This is a genomic window from Mycobacterium sp. URHD0025 (assembly GCF_000426065.1).
Classification (GTDB): Bacteria; Actinomycetota; Actinomycetes; order Mycobacteriales; family Mycobacteriaceae; genus Mycobacterium.
Genome location: NZ_KE384491.1, coordinates 725,383 through 740,511, shown reverse-complemented (window position 1 = coordinate 740,511; position 15,129 = coordinate 725,383). Strand labels below are relative to the sequence as shown.

The 15,129-nt window shown below is 65.6% G+C and carries 15 protein-coding genes; 2 read left to right on the top strand and 13 right to left on the bottom strand.

Going from position 1 to position 15,129, the window contains the following annotated elements; genetic code table 11:
* Positions 1 to 35: 35 nt before the first annotated feature.
* From H977_RS0131960 to H977_RS0131940, 5 genes are all read right to left on the bottom strand, one after another.
* Positions 36 to 824 (bottom strand): ABC transporter ATP-binding protein, encoded by a 789-nt coding sequence (locus H977_RS0131960; protein WP_029111688.1) that lies wholly within the window; start codon positions 822 to 824, stop codon positions 36 to 38.
* Positions 805 to 1,836, bottom strand: coding sequence for a taurine ABC transporter substrate-binding protein (locus H977_RS0131955; protein WP_029111687.1), 1,032 nt, complete (start codon positions 1,834 to 1,836; stop codon positions 805 to 807). Before H977_RS0131955 ends, H977_RS0131960 begins: the two co-directional genes overlap by 20 nt.
* Before the next feature lie 5 nt (positions 1,837 to 1,841).
* Entirely contained in the window at positions 1,842 to 2,705 is an 864-nt protein-coding gene (locus H977_RS0131950; RefSeq protein WP_029111686.1) for an ABC transporter permease, read from the bottom strand.
* A gap of 147 nt (positions 2,706 to 2,852) precedes the next feature.
* Positions 2,853 to 3,467, bottom strand: coding sequence for a DUF3159 domain-containing protein (locus H977_RS0131945; RefSeq protein ID WP_029111685.1), 615 nt, complete (start codon positions 3,465 to 3,467; stop codon positions 2,853 to 2,855).
* 55 nt (positions 3,468 to 3,522) lie between these two features.
* Entirely contained in the window at positions 3,523 to 4,836 is a 1,314-nt protein-coding gene (locus tag H977_RS0131940; protein ID WP_029111684.1) for a cytochrome P450, read from the bottom strand.
* A gap of 123 nt (positions 4,837 to 4,959) precedes the next feature.
* Between H977_RS0131940 and H977_RS0131935 the strand changes: the two genes are divergently transcribed.
* Complete coding sequence (locus H977_RS0131935) at positions 4,960 to 5,622, top strand: TetR/AcrR family transcriptional regulator (RefSeq protein WP_029111683.1); 663 nt, start codon at positions 4,960 to 4,962, stop codon at positions 5,620 to 5,622.
* On the top strand, positions 5,619 to 6,638 hold the full coding sequence (locus H977_RS0131930) for a magnesium transporter CorA family protein (RefSeq protein WP_029111682.1): 1,020 nt from the start codon (positions 5,619 to 5,621) through the stop codon (positions 6,636 to 6,638). The genes H977_RS0131935 and H977_RS0131930 overlap by 4 nt, the downstream gene beginning before the upstream one ends.
* A 45-nt stretch (positions 6,639 to 6,683) precedes the next feature.
* Here the strand turns inward: H977_RS0131930 and H977_RS0131925 are convergent, their stop codons facing one another.
* The 8 genes from H977_RS0131925 to H977_RS0131890 form a co-directional block, all read right to left on the bottom strand.
* A complete protein-coding gene (locus H977_RS0131925) occupies positions 6,684 to 7,706 on the bottom strand; it encodes a phosphotransferase family protein (RefSeq protein ID WP_029111681.1) in 1,023 nt (340 codons plus the stop codon).
* Positions 7,703 to 8,464 carry an SDR family oxidoreductase gene (locus tag H977_RS0131920; protein WP_029111680.1) on the bottom strand — a complete coding sequence of 254 codons (762 nt, stop codon included), beginning with the start codon at positions 8,462 to 8,464 and terminating at the stop codon, positions 7,703 to 7,705. Before H977_RS0131920 ends, H977_RS0131925 begins: the two co-directional genes overlap by 4 nt.
* Positions 8,461 to 9,681 carry an acyl-CoA dehydrogenase family protein gene (locus tag H977_RS0131915; RefSeq protein WP_029111679.1) on the bottom strand — a complete coding sequence of 407 codons (1,221 nt, stop codon included), beginning with the start codon at positions 9,679 to 9,681 and terminating at the stop codon, positions 8,461 to 8,463. Before H977_RS0131915 ends, H977_RS0131920 begins: the two co-directional genes overlap by 4 nt.
* Positions 9,682 to 9,748: 67 nt before the next feature.
* A complete protein-coding gene (locus H977_RS0131910; protein ID WP_029111678.1) occupies positions 9,749 to 10,459 on the bottom strand; it encodes a hypothetical protein in 711 nt (236 codons plus the stop codon).
* 21 nt (positions 10,460 to 10,480) lie between these two features.
* Positions 10,481 to 11,767 (bottom strand): NAD(P)/FAD-dependent oxidoreductase, encoded by a 1,287-nt coding sequence (locus tag H977_RS0131905; protein WP_029111677.1) that lies wholly within the window; start codon positions 11,765 to 11,767, stop codon positions 10,481 to 10,483.
* Positions 11,751 to 13,067 (bottom strand): saccharopine dehydrogenase family protein, encoded by a 1,317-nt coding sequence (locus H977_RS34295; RefSeq protein WP_036477842.1) that lies wholly within the window; start codon positions 13,065 to 13,067, stop codon positions 11,751 to 11,753. Before H977_RS34295 ends, H977_RS0131905 begins: the two co-directional genes overlap by 17 nt.
* Positions 13,068 to 13,069: 2 nt before the next feature.
* Positions 13,070 to 14,362: a saccharopine dehydrogenase family protein gene (locus tag H977_RS34290; protein WP_051289266.1), complete on the bottom strand. Its 1,293-nt coding sequence runs from the start codon at positions 14,360 to 14,362 to the stop codon at positions 13,070 to 13,072.
* A 102-nt stretch (positions 14,363 to 14,464) separates the two neighbouring features.
* On the bottom strand, positions 14,465 to 15,103 hold the full coding sequence (locus H977_RS0131890) for a TetR/AcrR family transcriptional regulator (protein WP_029111676.1): 639 nt from the start codon (positions 15,101 to 15,103) through the stop codon (positions 14,465 to 14,467).
* Between the last annotated feature and the right edge of the window lie 26 nt (positions 15,104 to 15,129).

Here is a 15,129-nt window from a genome sequence, read left to right as displayed (position 1 = left end):
TTTTACGACCATGGCGTCACTTTCGGCGCACCCGGCTACGCCGCGGCTAGCTTCACGGCTTCACTCACATCCGTCCGCAATCTGAGGTACTCCGGTGAGCGCCGCAGTTCATGCGCATCGACGCCGCTGCGCGGCAGATCGACCGGCAGATCCAGCGCGATCTTGCCGGGCCGGCGCGTCAACACCACGATCCGGGAGCCCAGGAACGCCGCCTCGTCGGCGCTGTGTGTCACGAAAACCGTTGTGCGACCGGACTCCGCGCTCACCTGGCGGACATCCTCCTGCAACCGCTCGCGGGTCAGCGCGTCCAGTGCCGCGAACGGCTCGTCCAACAGGAACAGCGGCGTCTCGGCGGCCAGCGCCCGCGCGATCGCCACCCGCTGCTGTTGCCCGCCGCTGATCTCCCAGATCTTGCGATTGGCTGTGCCTTCCAGCCCGACGCGTTCGAGTATCTCCGCTCGACGCTCGGGCCGTGACTCACGCGGCACGTTGGCGTACTTGAGCGCCAGGTCCACGTTGCCGCCGACGGTGCGCCACGGGAACAGCCGCGGCTGCTGAAACACCACGCCCGAAGTGACCCCGGGCGTCGGGCGCCCGCCCGAGACCTGGACCTCGCCCTCCGACGGCGTCTCGAAACCGGCGATCAGGCGCAGCAGCGTGCTCTTGCCGCACCCCGAAGCACCGACCAGGACCAGGAACGAGCCGGGTTCGACGTCGAGATCCACCGGGCCGAGCGCGGTGACCTCGTCCGAGCCGCGCCCGTAGCGGTGTGCGACGTTCTTGATCGACAGGCCGCCGGAGGTGTCACTGCTTGGTGATGACATCCGGCAATCCCTTCGTGTAGACGGCGTCCTTGAACCTCTGCAGTGGCGCGGCGGCCGGGATCTGTTTCTGATCGGCCAGGAACTGCGACGCGCTCTGCAGATTGGCCGCGATGTTCCCGGGCGCACCCTCGGTGCCCAGCCACTCAGGTGAGGCCACCTGCGCCGGGGTCAGATAGGCACCCTGCTTGAGTTGTCCGGCAACGTCTTCCGGGCTGAGCCCGACCTCGGCGGCGATCGCCTTTGCCGCGGCCTGCGGGTCGTTCTTGATGACGTTGAGGGCGCGGGCCTGCTGCTGACGCCAGACGTCGACGACCTCGGGATGAGCGGTGGAGAACTCGTCGGACACGGCGGCCAGATCCAGTGTCGGCTTGCCGTCCTTGGCCAACTGCCGGCTGGTGATCAGGTCCTTGCCGGACTTGCGCAACTGGTCGAGCGTGGGCAGCCAGCTGTAGGCCGCCGCGATGTCGCCCCGGTCCCACGCCGCCAAGATGGCCTGAGGCTGCAGGTCGATCAACTGAACATCGTTGGCCGACAAGCCGTTCTGCGCCAACGCAGCCAGCAGACTGTAATGCGCGGTGGATGCGAACGGGGTGGCGACGCGCTTGCCCCGCAGGTCGGCGATCGAGTTGACGCCTGCGCCGTCACGGGCCACCAGGGCCTCGTTGTCACCGGCGACGTCGAGCACGAAGGCCACCTTGTACGGAATGTTCAGCGGGGCCGACAACCCGCGCGCCACGGGACTCGAGCCCAGTGCACCGAAGTCCAGTTCCTTGGCGATGAACGCGGTGTTCACATCGGCCCCGGAGTCGAACTTCGTCCATTTGATGTTGTAATCGGGCAGTGCCTCTTCGAGCCACCTGTTGTTCTTGACGATCAGGTCCCCACTCGGAAAGGACTGGTAGCCAAGGCGAATGGTGGGCTTCTGGGCGTCCTGCCCGGAGTGGTCGACCGCGCAGCCGGACAGCGCCAGGGCCGATGCGACGGCTGCCACCATCAAGGCTTTGAATTTCATATCTTTCAGACCTTTCCGATCCAAGGGACGCTACGTCGCTCAACGGCCCGCAAACCTCCGTCGATCACCAGACCCGAGATCCCGATGGCGAAGATCCCGACCAGTACGACCGGTGTGTTGTTGTAATTGCTTGCGTCCTTGACCAATCCGCCGATTCCGGGGATGCCGTTGAACAGTTCTGCGGCCACCACCGACGAGTACGCCATGCCGACGGCCAGCCGGATCCCGGTGAAGGTTTCGGGTAGCGCCGAGGGCACCACGACGTCACGGATCACCTGTGACCGGGTGGCGCCCAACGCCCGCGCCGCCTCTTGCAGCCCGACCGGTGCGGCGACCACGGCCGCCGTGGTGGCCACCGCGGCGGGCGGCAGCGCTGCGAGTGCCAGCAGAGTGATCTTGGGTGCCTCGTCGATACCGAGCCAGATCACCAGCAGGAAGAAATAGGCCAGCGGTGGCAGAGCTCGCAGGAAGGTGAGCCACGGCTCGAGCACACTGCGCAGCCATCCGACCGAGCCCATCAGCAGTCCCAGAAGGACACCGATGACCACTCCCAAGACGACGCCGGCGAATACGCGACGCAACGTCATGTAGAGGTGTTCGTAGAGCAGATATCCCGCGTAGCCGCGGGCCCCGTCATGGGTGGTCGAGACGTCGACGAAGGCACGCCAGACCGTCGAGGGGTAGGGCACGAACGTCTGGTTCCAGATCCCGGCCCACGCGACGGCCTGCCATACCGCGAAGAACACCACGACCGACAACAGCGGCAATGCCGAGCGGGTGAGCCGGGCGCGCCACCGGTTGGAGGACGGAGTGGGGCGCGGCGAGCCGGTTTCGGCCTCGCCGGGAACGATGTCGACGAACACTGACACTGTGGGCAGCTTTCTGTTGCTGAAGCAGGATGTGGCGATTGGCTTCAGCGACGACAGCAACCAGGCAGCGTTCCGTTCACCCCGGTATTGCTACAGACGTCAGCCCGGTGCGAAAAGGGCTGAAATCGTGGTGAGTTTATTGGCCGGTCAGGTTGCCGAGCGTGGCAACGCCCGGATCGCATACCGGGCGCTGAGCAGAACCAGCGTGGTGGTCACGACGAACAGGGGCCAGCCCATCGCCAGCCGCGCCACCGCGAGCAGCCCATCCTGACCCGTGTCGTAGAGGTAGTTCTGCACCAGGAACCGCGACCAGGACACCGTCGCCAGGACCGCGGTGACGACGTTGAAGACCAGCCGCACCCCGGGCACCTGGCGCCAAGTGTTGTCGCGGCCCGTGGCCCAGGCCCAGATGACCCCGACGAGTGGACGCCTGACCAGGATCGAGACGGTCATCGCGATGGCCGAGGCCAGCGACATCCAGATGCCCGGGAGATAGAAGTCCTTGGCCTGCCCGGTCACCAGGGCCAGCAGCGCACAGGCCGCCACACCGACGAATCCCCACAGCGCGGGCCTTACCGATTCGCGGCGCAGCAGTTGCCAACCGAGCACGACGGCCGCGGTCGCCAGCGCGGCGATGATCGCGGGCACCCGCCCCGAGAGTGCCGAGACCGTCGCATACACGGTCACGGGCAACGCCGAGTAGACCATGCCGCTGACACCGCCGACGCGCGCCATCAGTCCGTCGAGTGGGGAATCCGTCATGTGGGTGTGGGCCTCGCGTTCAAGATCTGGCAGGTCCCCACCGAGAGTACCCAGTTCAGCAGACCAGTCCGGCGGGCTCAGCGCGCCTGGTTCCCAGCAGGGCCGGCAACTTCGCGTACCCGTGCAGATTGACCAGCCCTCGCGGGCGGGGAGTCTCGGTCAGCCGCAGGTCGGGATAGGCCTCGAACAGCGCACGTAAGGCGGTGGCACCTTCGATGCGGGCCAGCGCCGCGCCCAGGCAGACGTGGATGCCCGATGCGAAGGCCAGGTGGTCACGGGCGTTGGGGCGGGTGATGTCGAAGCGAGTCGGCTCGGCGAACACCCGCGGATCGCGGTTGGCGCCACCCAACAGAACCGCGACCATGGTTCCGGCCGGCAGCCGCTGCCCGCCGATCTCGACGTCGCATTGCGCGGTACGCGCGGTCATCTGCACCGGGCTTTCGATGCGCAGGATCTCCTCCACCGCCGCGGGCCACAGGTCCGGATTCTCGCGCAGCAGAGCGAGTTTATCGGGGTGCCGCTGCAACAACACGATCCCGTTGCCGATGAGGTTGACGGTGGTTTCGAACCCGGCGCCGATCAGAAGCGCTGCGTTGGAGGCGAGTTCGTGGTCGGTCAGCGTGTGGTCGGCGGCCATCTTGGTGAACGGGTTGTCCTCCGCAGCTCCGGCGCGGACCTTGTCGAAGAGCTCAGCGAGGAAACCGTCGAGCTCGCGCATCCCGTCGATACCGCGCCGGTAGGTCCGCCATGGGATCCCGATATCGAGCAGTGGCGCCCCGTCATGGCCCCACCCGAGCAGTTGCGCATGGGATTCGCCTGCCAGGCCGAGGATCTCGGCGATCATGGCGACCGGAAGGACGGCGGCGAAGTCCGCGATCAGATCGGGCCGGGACGTGCCGGCGAGCCGGTCGATGAGTTCCGTGGTCACCTCGGCCACCCTGGCGTCGAGCTTGTCGATGGCGCGCGGGGTGAAACTCTGTGCCACCAGCTGCCGGTACTGCGTGTGTGCCGGCGGATCGACGATGACCATCGCCGGCGGCTCAACCGGGTTGGCCACTTTCGGATCGGTCCGGTCCAGCAGCTGCTGGACCGGTTTCGGCATCCCCATTCCTGTGGGCGGGGTGACGCCGAACTGCTTGTCCCGCAGGATCTCCCGAGCGATCTCGTGGTCGACGGTGACCCAGACGAACGGGGTCTTCACCAGTGGGCCACGTCGGCGGATCTGCTCCATCAGCGGATATGGATCGATGCCCTTGCCGTGACTGGAGATCAACGCGCCCATCGGGTTGCCCACCCGGCCTTGAAACGACATGAATGCCTTCGGTATGGCGTGCAGTGCCATCCATCGCGTCCACAACTTGATGTCCATATGCGCCCCGTCGCTCGGATCGATCTTTAGAATGAGACGTGTGAGACATATAGACACTCATCGTCTCTCTCGTCTCGATGGTTAGGCTACGACGATCGGCGCATGCAGGCAAGGAGTGGTTCGGTGACATCGACGCGAACAGCGGACTTCGTGCGGCGCCTCGCCGAACCGGATCCCGCCATGCTGGCCCGCGTGCGCGAACCGGATCCGATCAGCACCCGGATCCTCTCCGCAACGCTGGAACAGGCGGAACTCGTCGGAATCCGGCGCACGACGATGGAGGATGTGGCCCGCCGCAGCGGTGTCGGCCGCGCCACGCTCTACCGGCGGTTTCCCACCAAAGACGCCCTCATCGACGCACTGGTGCTGTCCGAGGCGCGGCGCTATCTCGACGGCAGCGCCCAGGCCCGGGCACATGCCGACAACCTGGAGGACCGCCTGGTCTACGGCACCGTCTTCACGGTGACCTTCCTACGGGATCACGCCTTGCTCAAGAAGCTGCTGCGTACCGAACCCGAGACGATCCTGCCCAGCCTCACCGTCGACGCCGGGGCCATCATCGACTTCGCGACGGATTACTCGGCCGCACAGTTGCGCACCGATCTCTACGGGACCACCCCGACCACTGCCGCACAGGAGCGTCACCTCCGCACCGTCGCGGAGCTACACACCCGACTTACGTTGTCGTTCATCGTGACTCCGCATACCGGCATCAAACTGACGAGCCTGGACGACACGCGCGACTACGTGCGCACGTACCTGCTGCCGATGGTGGCGACCGCATGAAGAACGTGCAGGGACGCATCTGGCGATCCGGAGAACCGGTCGACGGTTTCACATTCTCGGGCATTTCGGATTGCCTGGCCGAGCAGGACGCCCTGGTGTGGGCCGACATCTACGACCCCGACCATGAGGCGCTCCGCGAACTGGCCGGTGAACTCGGGCTCAACATATGGGCTGTGGAAGACGCCGTCGCACCCAAGGAACGCACCAAAACCTCGGTGTACCAATCACATACGTTCTTCACGGTGTACGCGATCGACGCCCGGACGCCCGATGAGGACGCGGCGCAGGACACCTCGATGCTGGTCAAACACCGCATCTCGGCATTCGTGCTGCCGCGCGGCCTGATCACCGTCCGGCTGCCCAGCATCAACGGTGCGGCCGAATTCGACATCAGCGAGGTGTCTCGGCGCTTCGACGATCTCGGAGGCCAGCGGTACGGCGTCGGCGCCCTGGTGCACGGTCTGCTCGATGTCGTGGTGGACGGGCACTTCGAAGCCGTCGAGGCGCTGGACGACGCCATCGAATCACTCGAGGATGAGCTGTTCGCCGACGGCGGTCCACAGCGCGGCCTGCAACGGCGGACCTTCCAGCTCCGCAAGGATCTGGTCGACCTGCGCCGGGTGGTACTTCCCATGCGCGAAGTGGTGAGCACCATCCAGCACCGCAGGCTCGACGCCGGGTCTTCCACGACCGCCCCTGAACTGGACCCGCTTTACGCCGACCTCTACGACCACGTATTGCGGGCCTCGGAGTGGACCGAATCCCTGCGCGACATGGTCACCACGGTGTTCGAGACCAACCTGTCCCTACAGGACGCGCGGCTCAACACCGTGATGAAGAAACTCAGCGGCTGGGCGGCCATCATCGCCGTACCAACCGCGATCACGGGCTTCTACGGCCAGAACGTCGAGTACCCGGGAATCAACACCGTCGTCGGGTTCATCGCCAGCAGCATTTTGATCGTTGTGCTGGTCATCCTGTTGTATGTGATGTTCAAACGCCGTGACTGGCTGTAGCAGCGCCGCCTCACCCCGTCACCCTGAACCGTGATCCCGGTTGACTCACCGGGAAAGTCCTGCCGCATCGGCGATCTCGCGGGCTTTCTCGACGATCGAGTCGATCCGCGTCACAGTGGGGGTGCCCGCGACCGCCTTGTTCTCTGGCTCGTCCATCGCCCGGCGCATGACGCCCTCGGCGATGATCGCCAGCTTCCACAGCCCGAGCACATGCCAGTACTGCAGGGCCGCCGGATCGCGCCCGGTCTCATCCAGGTAGAGCCGGGCCATCTCGGCACGGCTGGGAAACCCCTGCAGCGTCGACGGCGCGAAGTCCGCCCCGGTCGTTTCACCGGGCTCGGGCCAGTAGGTGAGCAGCGTACCCATGTCGGCGATCGGATCCCCCAGAGTGGACAGCTCCCAGTCAAGCGTTGCCACCACCGCGCCGGTGTCGCGGTCGGTGATCAGATTGCGCAGGTGAAAGTCGCCGTGCACCAGGCTGATTTCCCGCTGCTCGGGAATCGCGGCATTGAGGCGACGCGTGAGGTCGTCCAGTGCAGGCAGATCCCGGGTCTTGGACTGCTCCCATTGCGCCGACCACCGTTTGAGTTGACGCTGCGCGTACGGCTTGTGGCTGGCAAGATCCGCCAGCCCCGTCTGCTCGAGATCGACCCCATGGATCCTGCCCAAGGTGCTCGGCATGAATTCGGCGATCTCGCGGCGACGCTGCGGGGTCAGCGCCTCGGCGACGGTCATGGTGTCGACGACCAACCCGTCAACGAACTCCATCAACACCAACGGAACGTCGGAGTCCGTTGTGACACCCAGGATCCGGGGCACCGGAACGTCGGTGTCTGCCAGCGCGGCGATGATGCGCGCCTCCCGCACGACATCGTGCGCCGAGGCCAGTAGGTGTCCCAGCGGGGGCCTGCGCAACACCCAGGAGCGGTCACTCGCGTCGGTGACGCGGTAGGTGAGATTCGACTGTCCGAGGCCGATCCGCTGGAACCTCAGCGGAGCTGCATACTCGACGCCCAGGTCCGCGAGCCAACGGGCCACAGCGACGGCATCGACGCCGGTGGGTGTCACCGGAACGCCCGGGCGTCGCCGAGGTGTTGCCCACCGTCGATGACGAATGTCTCGCCGGTCACCCAGCCTGCCGCATCCGAAACCAGGAATGCGATGGCCGACCCGACATCGTCCGGTTCACCGATCCGCCCGAGCGGGGTGGCCGAATTCAGTTGACTCTCATGCTCTTTCCACAGTGCTTCGGCGAGCTTTGTGCGCACCACCCCGGGTGCCACCGCATTGACCCGCACGTTCGGCGACAGTTCCAGCGCCAGCTGCTTGGTGAGGTGGATCAGCGCCGCCTTAGACGCGTTGTACAGCCCGAGGTTGGCCTCGAATCCCAGGCCGCCGATAGAGGCGGTGTTGACCACCGCACCACCGTGTTCGCCCATCCATGCCCGGGTGGCCAGCGACGTCCACAGGATCGGCGCCCACAGGTTGACGTCGAAGGTCTTGGCGAAGCGGCCGTGGTCCTGGTCTATGACGGGGCCGAAGGACGGATTGGTCCCAGCGTTGTTGACCAAGATGTCGATGCTGCCGAACCGGTCCAGTGCCAGGTCGATGCAATGTTTCGCGGCATCCTCATCGACGGCGTGTGCCGCGACGCCGAGCGCGGTGCCGCCCACCTCGGCCGCCGCGGCGTCGGCGGATTCCTGCTGTCGCGAGGTCAGCACCACGTTGCCGCCGGCCGCGGCGATCGCCTGCGCCGCAGCCAAACCGATACCTCGCGAGGAGCCCGTGACGATCGCGGTACGACCGGTGAGGTCGAGTCCTGTCATGCCTGTGTTCCCTTCCGGTACTTGCCCAGTTCCTGGCGGGCGATCGCACGCTTGTGCACTTCGTCGGGACCGTCGGCGAGCCGCAGCGTACGCAGGTGGGCCCAGGCCATGGCAAGCGGGAAGTCCTCGGTGACCCCGCCCCCGCCGTGCACTTGGATGGCCCGGTCGACGATCTTCAACGCGATGTTGGGTGCGGCCACCTTGATCGCGGCGATCTCGGTGCGGGCCGCCTTGTTGCCAACGGTGTCCATGAGGTAAGCAGCCTTGAGGGTCAGGAGCCGGATCATCTCGATGTCGATGCGGGACTCGGCGATCCAGTCCTGGATGTTGGCGTTCTCGCTGATCGGCTTGCCGAACGTGACGCGGGACTGCGCCCGCGTGCACAGCAATTCCAGAGCCCGCTCGGCCATCCCGATGGCCCGCATGCAGTGGTGGATGCGGCCCGGGCCCAATCGGGCCTGGCTGATCGCAAAACCTTCGCCCTCGCCCTTGAGCACATCGTTGGCAGGCACCCGGACATCGTCGAAGTCGATCTCGGCATGCCCTTCACGATCCTGATAGCCGAAGACGCCCAGGTTGCGGCGCACCGTGAGGCCGGGTGCGTCCATCGGCACCACCATCATCGACTGCTGGCGGTGTACCGCAGCGGCCGGATCGGTCTTGCCCATCACGATCAGCACCTTGCAGTTGTGGTGCATACCGTTGGACGCGAACCACTTTCGCCCGTTGAGCACATACTCGTCACCGTCGCGGACCATCGACATCTGCACGTTCGTGGCATCCGAGCTGGCCACCGCGGGCTCGGTCATCGCGAAGGCCGAGCGGATCGTGCCGTCCAGCAACGGCTTGAGGTAGCGCTCCTTGTGCTCGTCGGTACCGAACAGCGTGAGCACTTCCATGTTGCCGGTGTCCGGGGCACTGCAGTTGCACGCCTCCGAGGCAATGTGGCTGCGGCCCATGATCTCGGCCAGTGGGGCGTACTCCAGGTTGGTCAGGCCAGGACCCCATTCGGGATGAGGGTGAAAAAGGTTCCACAGGCCGCGCTTTCGCGCCTCGGCTTTGAGCTCCTCCAGCACCGGAGGATGAAAATGTGGGTCGCGGGCCGCGGCCATCTGCTCGTCGTAGATCGGCTCGGCCGGATAGACGCGGTCATCCATGAACTCGAGCAGATCGGACTGGTATCGCTGCGCACGTTCGGGCACATCGAACAGGGACATGAGTACACCTCTGACTGTTGAACTGACCACGCTTGTCACCCCATGGTGGGGCCGACGCAACCGCGCTTCAGGCGATTTGTCGATCTCGCTGCGGATGGCCGGCACTCTGAATGTGATTGTTCAATGCGCGATAGCCGTAGTAGTAGACGATCAGCTGGACCCCCCAGGTGGTCAGGGCCGCGGTGTAGAACATCGTCCGGTTCACGTCGTCGCCGGGTACCTGATAGAAGTCGTACGTCGCTGCGATGACGGCTCCCATTGCCGTGACAACGATGACCGCCGCCGCGTGGCCCCGCTCGCCGACACGCCACAACCGGCCGGCGAAATAGAGCAGGAAGACACTGGTGAGCACATTCACCGCGACCAGGAACACGGCGCCGGCCAGCCCGATGTGGTGCGTCTCGGGCGATGCCGTCCGCAATGCGTAGAACGTCAGACCCAAACCCACCACCCCGGCGAGCGCGAAGACGCCGATATCGACTGCACGAGAAGGCTTGTACCCGTGGGTGACGGCCATCAGTCCCAACACCAGGATCAGGGTGATCCCGACCGACCTGGAGAATGCGTCGAAGAAGATCGCGACGTGAAAACTCGTGCTGTCCTGGCTCAGTCGCAGCATCCCGTAGATGAGGAAGTTGACCCCGGAGGTGGCGACGATGATCCATTCGAGTCCGAGCAGATAATTCTTGTAGTTCCGGATGAACTTCCACCCGTAGGCGAACCCGGCGAAGATCATGAGGAGATCCGCGAGTGCGAACAAGGCACCTTTGACGTCCATGGCTACTCCCTATGGTGGCGGTTATGCGCGGGCGAGGCGATCGAGAACCCGGTCGGCGAACCAGCCGAGGTTCAGGGCCGGCTGGTTGACAAAGCTGGGCCAAAATCTGCCGGTGTGCCAGATGGTTCGCAGGTCCTCGGCCATGGGTTCGCCGGCCAACCGCCCGGCCAGCAGGTGCCCCACGTATTGAGCCTGGGCAAAGCCGTGGCCGTTGCAGGCCAACGAATACAGCACGTTGGACGAGGCCTGTCCAGCCACGGGCAGCCAGGTCGAGCTCATGCCGATCCAGCCGCCCCAGGCCTGTTGCGGTCGGACGTCACTCAGCCCTGGGAAGCGTTCCCGGAATCCGCGGACCAGGTCGTCGACGACAGGTACCGACGGGGTCCGTGCGGCCAGCGGTCCGTTTGTCGTCTCCAGGCGCCGGGTACCGAAGACGACGGTGTTGCGCGGGGTGACCCGGTAGCTCTCCAGAATCATGTGCGAGGTCACCATCGGTGCCCGACTGGTCCAGCCGATGGCCTCCAGACGTTCGGGGGACACGGGCTCGGTTTCGACCAGGGAGGTCCACACCGGGGAGACCAGGCGGCGGGGAGTGATCGCGAGATCCTTGCCGTAGGCATTGGTGGTGAGCAGCGCCTGGTTGGCGTGTACCCGGCCGCGACCGGTTGCGATGGTCACCTCGGAGCCACTGTCAGTGACGTCCTGCACTCGGGTGTGCTCGAAAACCCTTGCCCCCGAAGCCAGGACAACGTCACGCAGCCCCAGGACATAGCGTCCTGGATTCAAGGTGCCGCCGATACCTTCCCGTATACCGCCGAGGAAGCCTTCCGGTAGGCCTGCGTCCGGGCCCTCGACGAACTCGGCCGACGATCCCGCTTCCGCCATGATCTTGGCGTTACGCCGAGCCTTACGTAGCTGGCCCTTCGACACCGCGGCCACCACGATGCCCACCTTCTCGAATTCGCAGGCGATAGCCCGGTTCTCGATGACGTCCTGGGTGAATTCCACGGCCGCCTCGGCGTAGTGAAGCAGCGCGCGCACCTTGTCACGGGACAGCAGTAGCGCCAGCAGTCCCGGATCGGCGGCGACCGAGTTGGTCACGTAACCGGCGTTGCGTGAGCTTGCGCCCCAGCCGCAGGTTTGGGCTTCCAGCAGGACGACATCGGCTCCGGACTCGGCCAGCCTCAGCGCCGCTGACATGCCACCGACCCCACCGCCGATCACTGCCACATCGCAGCGGATGTCCTCGGCCAGCGCGGGCTCGGCAGCAGGTGATTGAGCCCACCCGGTTTCAGTGAGAAGCTTCACCGGACAAGACCTTTCGCTGCGTCACGGCCGAGCTCGGGGTGACCAAGGCCTGGACCACCTCGTGCAGCGGCGACCCGCCGGTCGCTGCCAGAGCGCTGTAGAAGGACTCCGGGTCGGCCCAGTCCTCCGGAGCCAGAACGCCGGCCAGATCACCTAGTTCGTTGACGGCCAACAACATGAACGCCGCGGTAGCCGAGCCAGTGAGCGACGCCATGGTGGTCCATGCGGTACCCGGCCCACAGACCGGGGTCCGACGCACCGACTCGACATGCGCCCCGTCGCGCGTGCCCGTCACCTTCACGTAGTTGATGCCGCGGAACGGTGGGTGCTTGCGGACGGCCGACATCGCCACGAACTTCAGCACCTCCACCGCACTGATCTCACCGCGACGAACCGTGCCCCACAATCCCGACAGGGCGTGCCGCCAGACCTTGGCCGATCCGTTGTTGTCGGTCATGATCTCGTTGATGAAGTCGATGGCCTCGTCCATCGAGATATTGCCCTCCTGCACGGCGACCGCGACGCCGCGCATGATGCCGTTGGTCGGTGCCGGATGGAGACCGCCCAGCACCCGGATCCGGTCCGCCTCCGGCCAACGCCTGGGCAGCGTCACCGATTCCGGATGCGCGCATTCGTAGAGTCGGTAGTCGCCCATCGCATTGCCCAGCGCCATCACATCGTTCGCCACGAACGTCTGGTGTTGAACGGCGCGACCGTTCTCCCAGGTCCAACACGGCCCGGCGAAACCGCGGATCGCGTGGTCCAGCACTGCGCGGCCAAGCGGTACCGGTCCTTCGTCGCCGGTCGCCCAGCACACGTCAATGCGTTCGACGGTGTCCACATCGCGGGCCGCGTCGGCGGCCATCACATTGGTCAGGCCCGGGGAGGCGCCGCAGCAGATCAGAATCGCTACGCCGGCCTCTTTCGCCTGAGTGTCCAACTTCAAGGCCGCTCGGGTGCTGGCTTCGTCGTCGTCGAGATCGAGGTAGGGCACCCGCTTTTCGATGCAGGCCTCCATCACCGGCTCCGCGGTGCGGTTGTACGGACCCGCGCCGAGCACGACGAGGGCCGCGCCGTCGATTGCCTCACGCAGTGCGGCCCCGTCGAACAGATCGAACGACCCGACCGTCGCCGATCCGACGGGAAATTTCCTGACGAAGTCCTGCAGGGTTTCGGGTCGGATGTCGTACAACTCCAACTTCCAGTCCCCGTAACCGGCGGCCTTCGTGAAACGCTCGATCGCGACGCGGCACATGTCACCGGCTGCGCCGATGAAGACGATTCTCTTTGTCGTAGTCATGGCTACGCTCCTCCGCTGTTCTGATGGACGAATCGGGTACCGTATCCGTCGAGAATCTCCTCGCGCGGAGTGCCGACACGTTCGAGCGCCTGGTAGAACCGCTCCGGTTCTGTCCATTCTTCGGGTGTGAAAACCCCTGCACGAACTGCTGATTCGTTGTCGAGGGCGACAACCATGAACGCCGCGCACGCGGTGCCCGTCGCCGCGGCCATGTCGGTGAAGAGATAGGTTCCGGGACCGCTCACGGGAGTGCGCCGACTGGCCACCATTGGCAGACCGTTGCGTAGGCCGGTCACCTCGACTTTGAGGCCGGACTTGTAGGGAAAGGTACGGCCCATCGCCGACAGTGCGAGGAATTTCAGCAGTTCAGCGCGCGTCGACTCGCCGGTGCGTGCCAGGTTGTGCATTCCGGACAAGGCGTGCCGCCAGCCCTTCAGGCTGCCGAGCTTGCCGGTCAGCAGGGCCTCCAGAAAGTCGATCGCCTCTTCTACCGGCATCTGTCCTCTCTGCACAGCCAGGCCGACGCCGCGAATCAGCCCGTTGTACGGCGCCGGGTCCAGTCCTCCGAAGCACCGAATATTCTTCGCGTCTGGGTACCTTCGCGGCAAGGTCACCGGCTCGGGATGTGCGGTTTCGTGCACCATGGTCAGTCCGAGCCCGGCACCCAGCTCCGTCCAGCGGGTCTCCAGCCAGGACTGGTGCATCACCGGTCCGCCGTTCTGCCATGTCATGCACGGGCCCGCGGCGACGCGCAGCATGTGGTCGAGAACCGCGCGACCGATCGAACCGCGCTCGTCGCCGACCACCCAGTACACGTCGATGTTCTCGACACTGTCCAGTTCGGCGGCCGCATCGGCAACCATCACGTTGGTGATGCCGGGCGATGCACCGCAACCGATGTACATCGGCACCCCGGCCGCTTGAGCGGCGTCATTCAGAGTCAATGCGTGCAGGGTGCTCTCGATATCGTCATCGAAGTCGAGATAGGGCACCTTGGCCGACAGGCACGCGTCCATCACCGGCCCGGCGGTGCGGTTGTACGGCCCCGCACCGAGTACGACGAGCGCGGCGCCGTCGATGGCGTTGTGCAGGCCCTCACGGTCATACAGGTCAAGCCGGGCGGCGGTGGCCAGCCCGGCGGGCAGCCGGCGCAACAGCTGATCGAGGAGTTCGGGGCGAATGTCGTAGAGCGCCAGCTCCCAGTCACCGGCGGCCACCGCAAACCGCTCGATCGCAAGGCGGCACATCTCGCCTGCGGCGCCGATGAAGACGACCCGTCGCCGGCTCTGGCCCATGGCTTTCTCCTCTGTCGGTGTCACCCTCGGGGGCTGACCATATCCGAACCCGATTCGAGATCGACTTTAAAGTCGCCGCTACCGCGCTGTCAATACCCGGAGTCAGACGCAGTGCGAAACACCCGGCGCGTAGCTCTCGAGGTACGCCGTGAGCATGCGACGCGCCTCCTCGATGGTGGCGTCGTCGCCCCTCGGGGACCGCTGGAACGCGACATCGAATGGGCGGTGCCCCATCTCGAACACGAACTGGACCACGTACTCCGGGGTCTCCTCGCTCAGCAGCTTCCGTTCGATGAGGAAGTGCCACAGCCGCTCAGCCCACCCCGCGTGAAGCTCGCCGGCCATGTCGGTCAGTGCCGACGAGCGCCCGACGAACCACAACTGAACGAAGCCGGGATGCGCCCGGAAGTACGCGAGCAGCATGTCGATCAGCGCGTCGACACTGCGGCGCAAGGTGGCCGGACCGGGATACGCGAGCGCCGCGGTGAAGTGCGTGTCGAGGGCACAGATGTGGCGTCGAGCCAACTCGGCATCGACCTCGCCGCGGTCTGCGAAGTAGTGATAGAGCGAAGCGGTGGGGATCTCGGCGTACTCCCCGATCGCCTTGAGCGTGGCTGCGGCGTAGCCCTGGTCGGCAAGCAACGCTTCGGCGGAATCGAGGATGGCCTGCATTCGCTCGAGCCCCCGGCGCTGAAGCGCGGCGGAGCGAGCCACCGGGTATGCAGGTTCTTTTTCGAACACGATTCGAGATCGTACCGTTGACGTCG

Excerpts from the sequence above, each read along its gene's own strand:
- H977_RS0131960 (WP_029111688.1), bottom strand. The coding sequence starts at position 824 with ATGTCATCACCAAGCAGTGACACCTCCGGCGGCCTGTCGATCAAGAAC.
- H977_RS0131955 (WP_029111687.1), bottom strand. The coding sequence starts at position 1,836 with ATGAAATTCAAAGCCTTGATGGTGGCAGCCGTCGCATCGGCCCTGGCG.
- H977_RS0131945 (WP_029111685.1), bottom strand. The coding sequence starts at position 3,467 with ATGACGGATTCCCCACTCGACGGACTGATGGCGCGCGTCGGCGGTGTC.
- H977_RS0131940 (WP_029111684.1), bottom strand. The coding sequence starts at position 4,836 with ATGGACATCAAGTTGTGGACGCGATGGATGGCACTGCACGCCATACCG.
- H977_RS0131930 (WP_029111682.1), top strand. The coding sequence starts at position 5,619 with ATGAAGAACGTGCAGGGACGCATCTGGCGATCCGGAGAACCGGTCGAC.
- H977_RS0131920 (WP_029111680.1), bottom strand. The coding sequence starts at position 8,464 with ATGACAGGACTCGACCTCACCGGTCGTACCGCGATCGTCACGGGCTCC.
- H977_RS0131915 (WP_029111679.1), bottom strand. The coding sequence starts at position 9,681 with ATGTCCCTGTTCGATGTGCCCGAACGTGCGCAGCGATACCAGTCCGAT.
- H977_RS0131910 (WP_029111678.1), bottom strand. The coding sequence starts at position 10,459 with ATGGACGTCAAAGGTGCCTTGTTCGCACTCGCGGATCTCCTCATGATC.
- H977_RS34295 (WP_036477842.1), bottom strand. The coding sequence starts at position 13,067 with ATGACTACGACAAAGAGAATCGTCTTCATCGGCGCAGCCGGTGACATG.
- H977_RS34290 (WP_051289266.1), bottom strand. The coding sequence starts at position 14,362 with ATGGGCCAGAGCCGGCGACGGGTCGTCTTCATCGGCGCCGCAGGCGAG.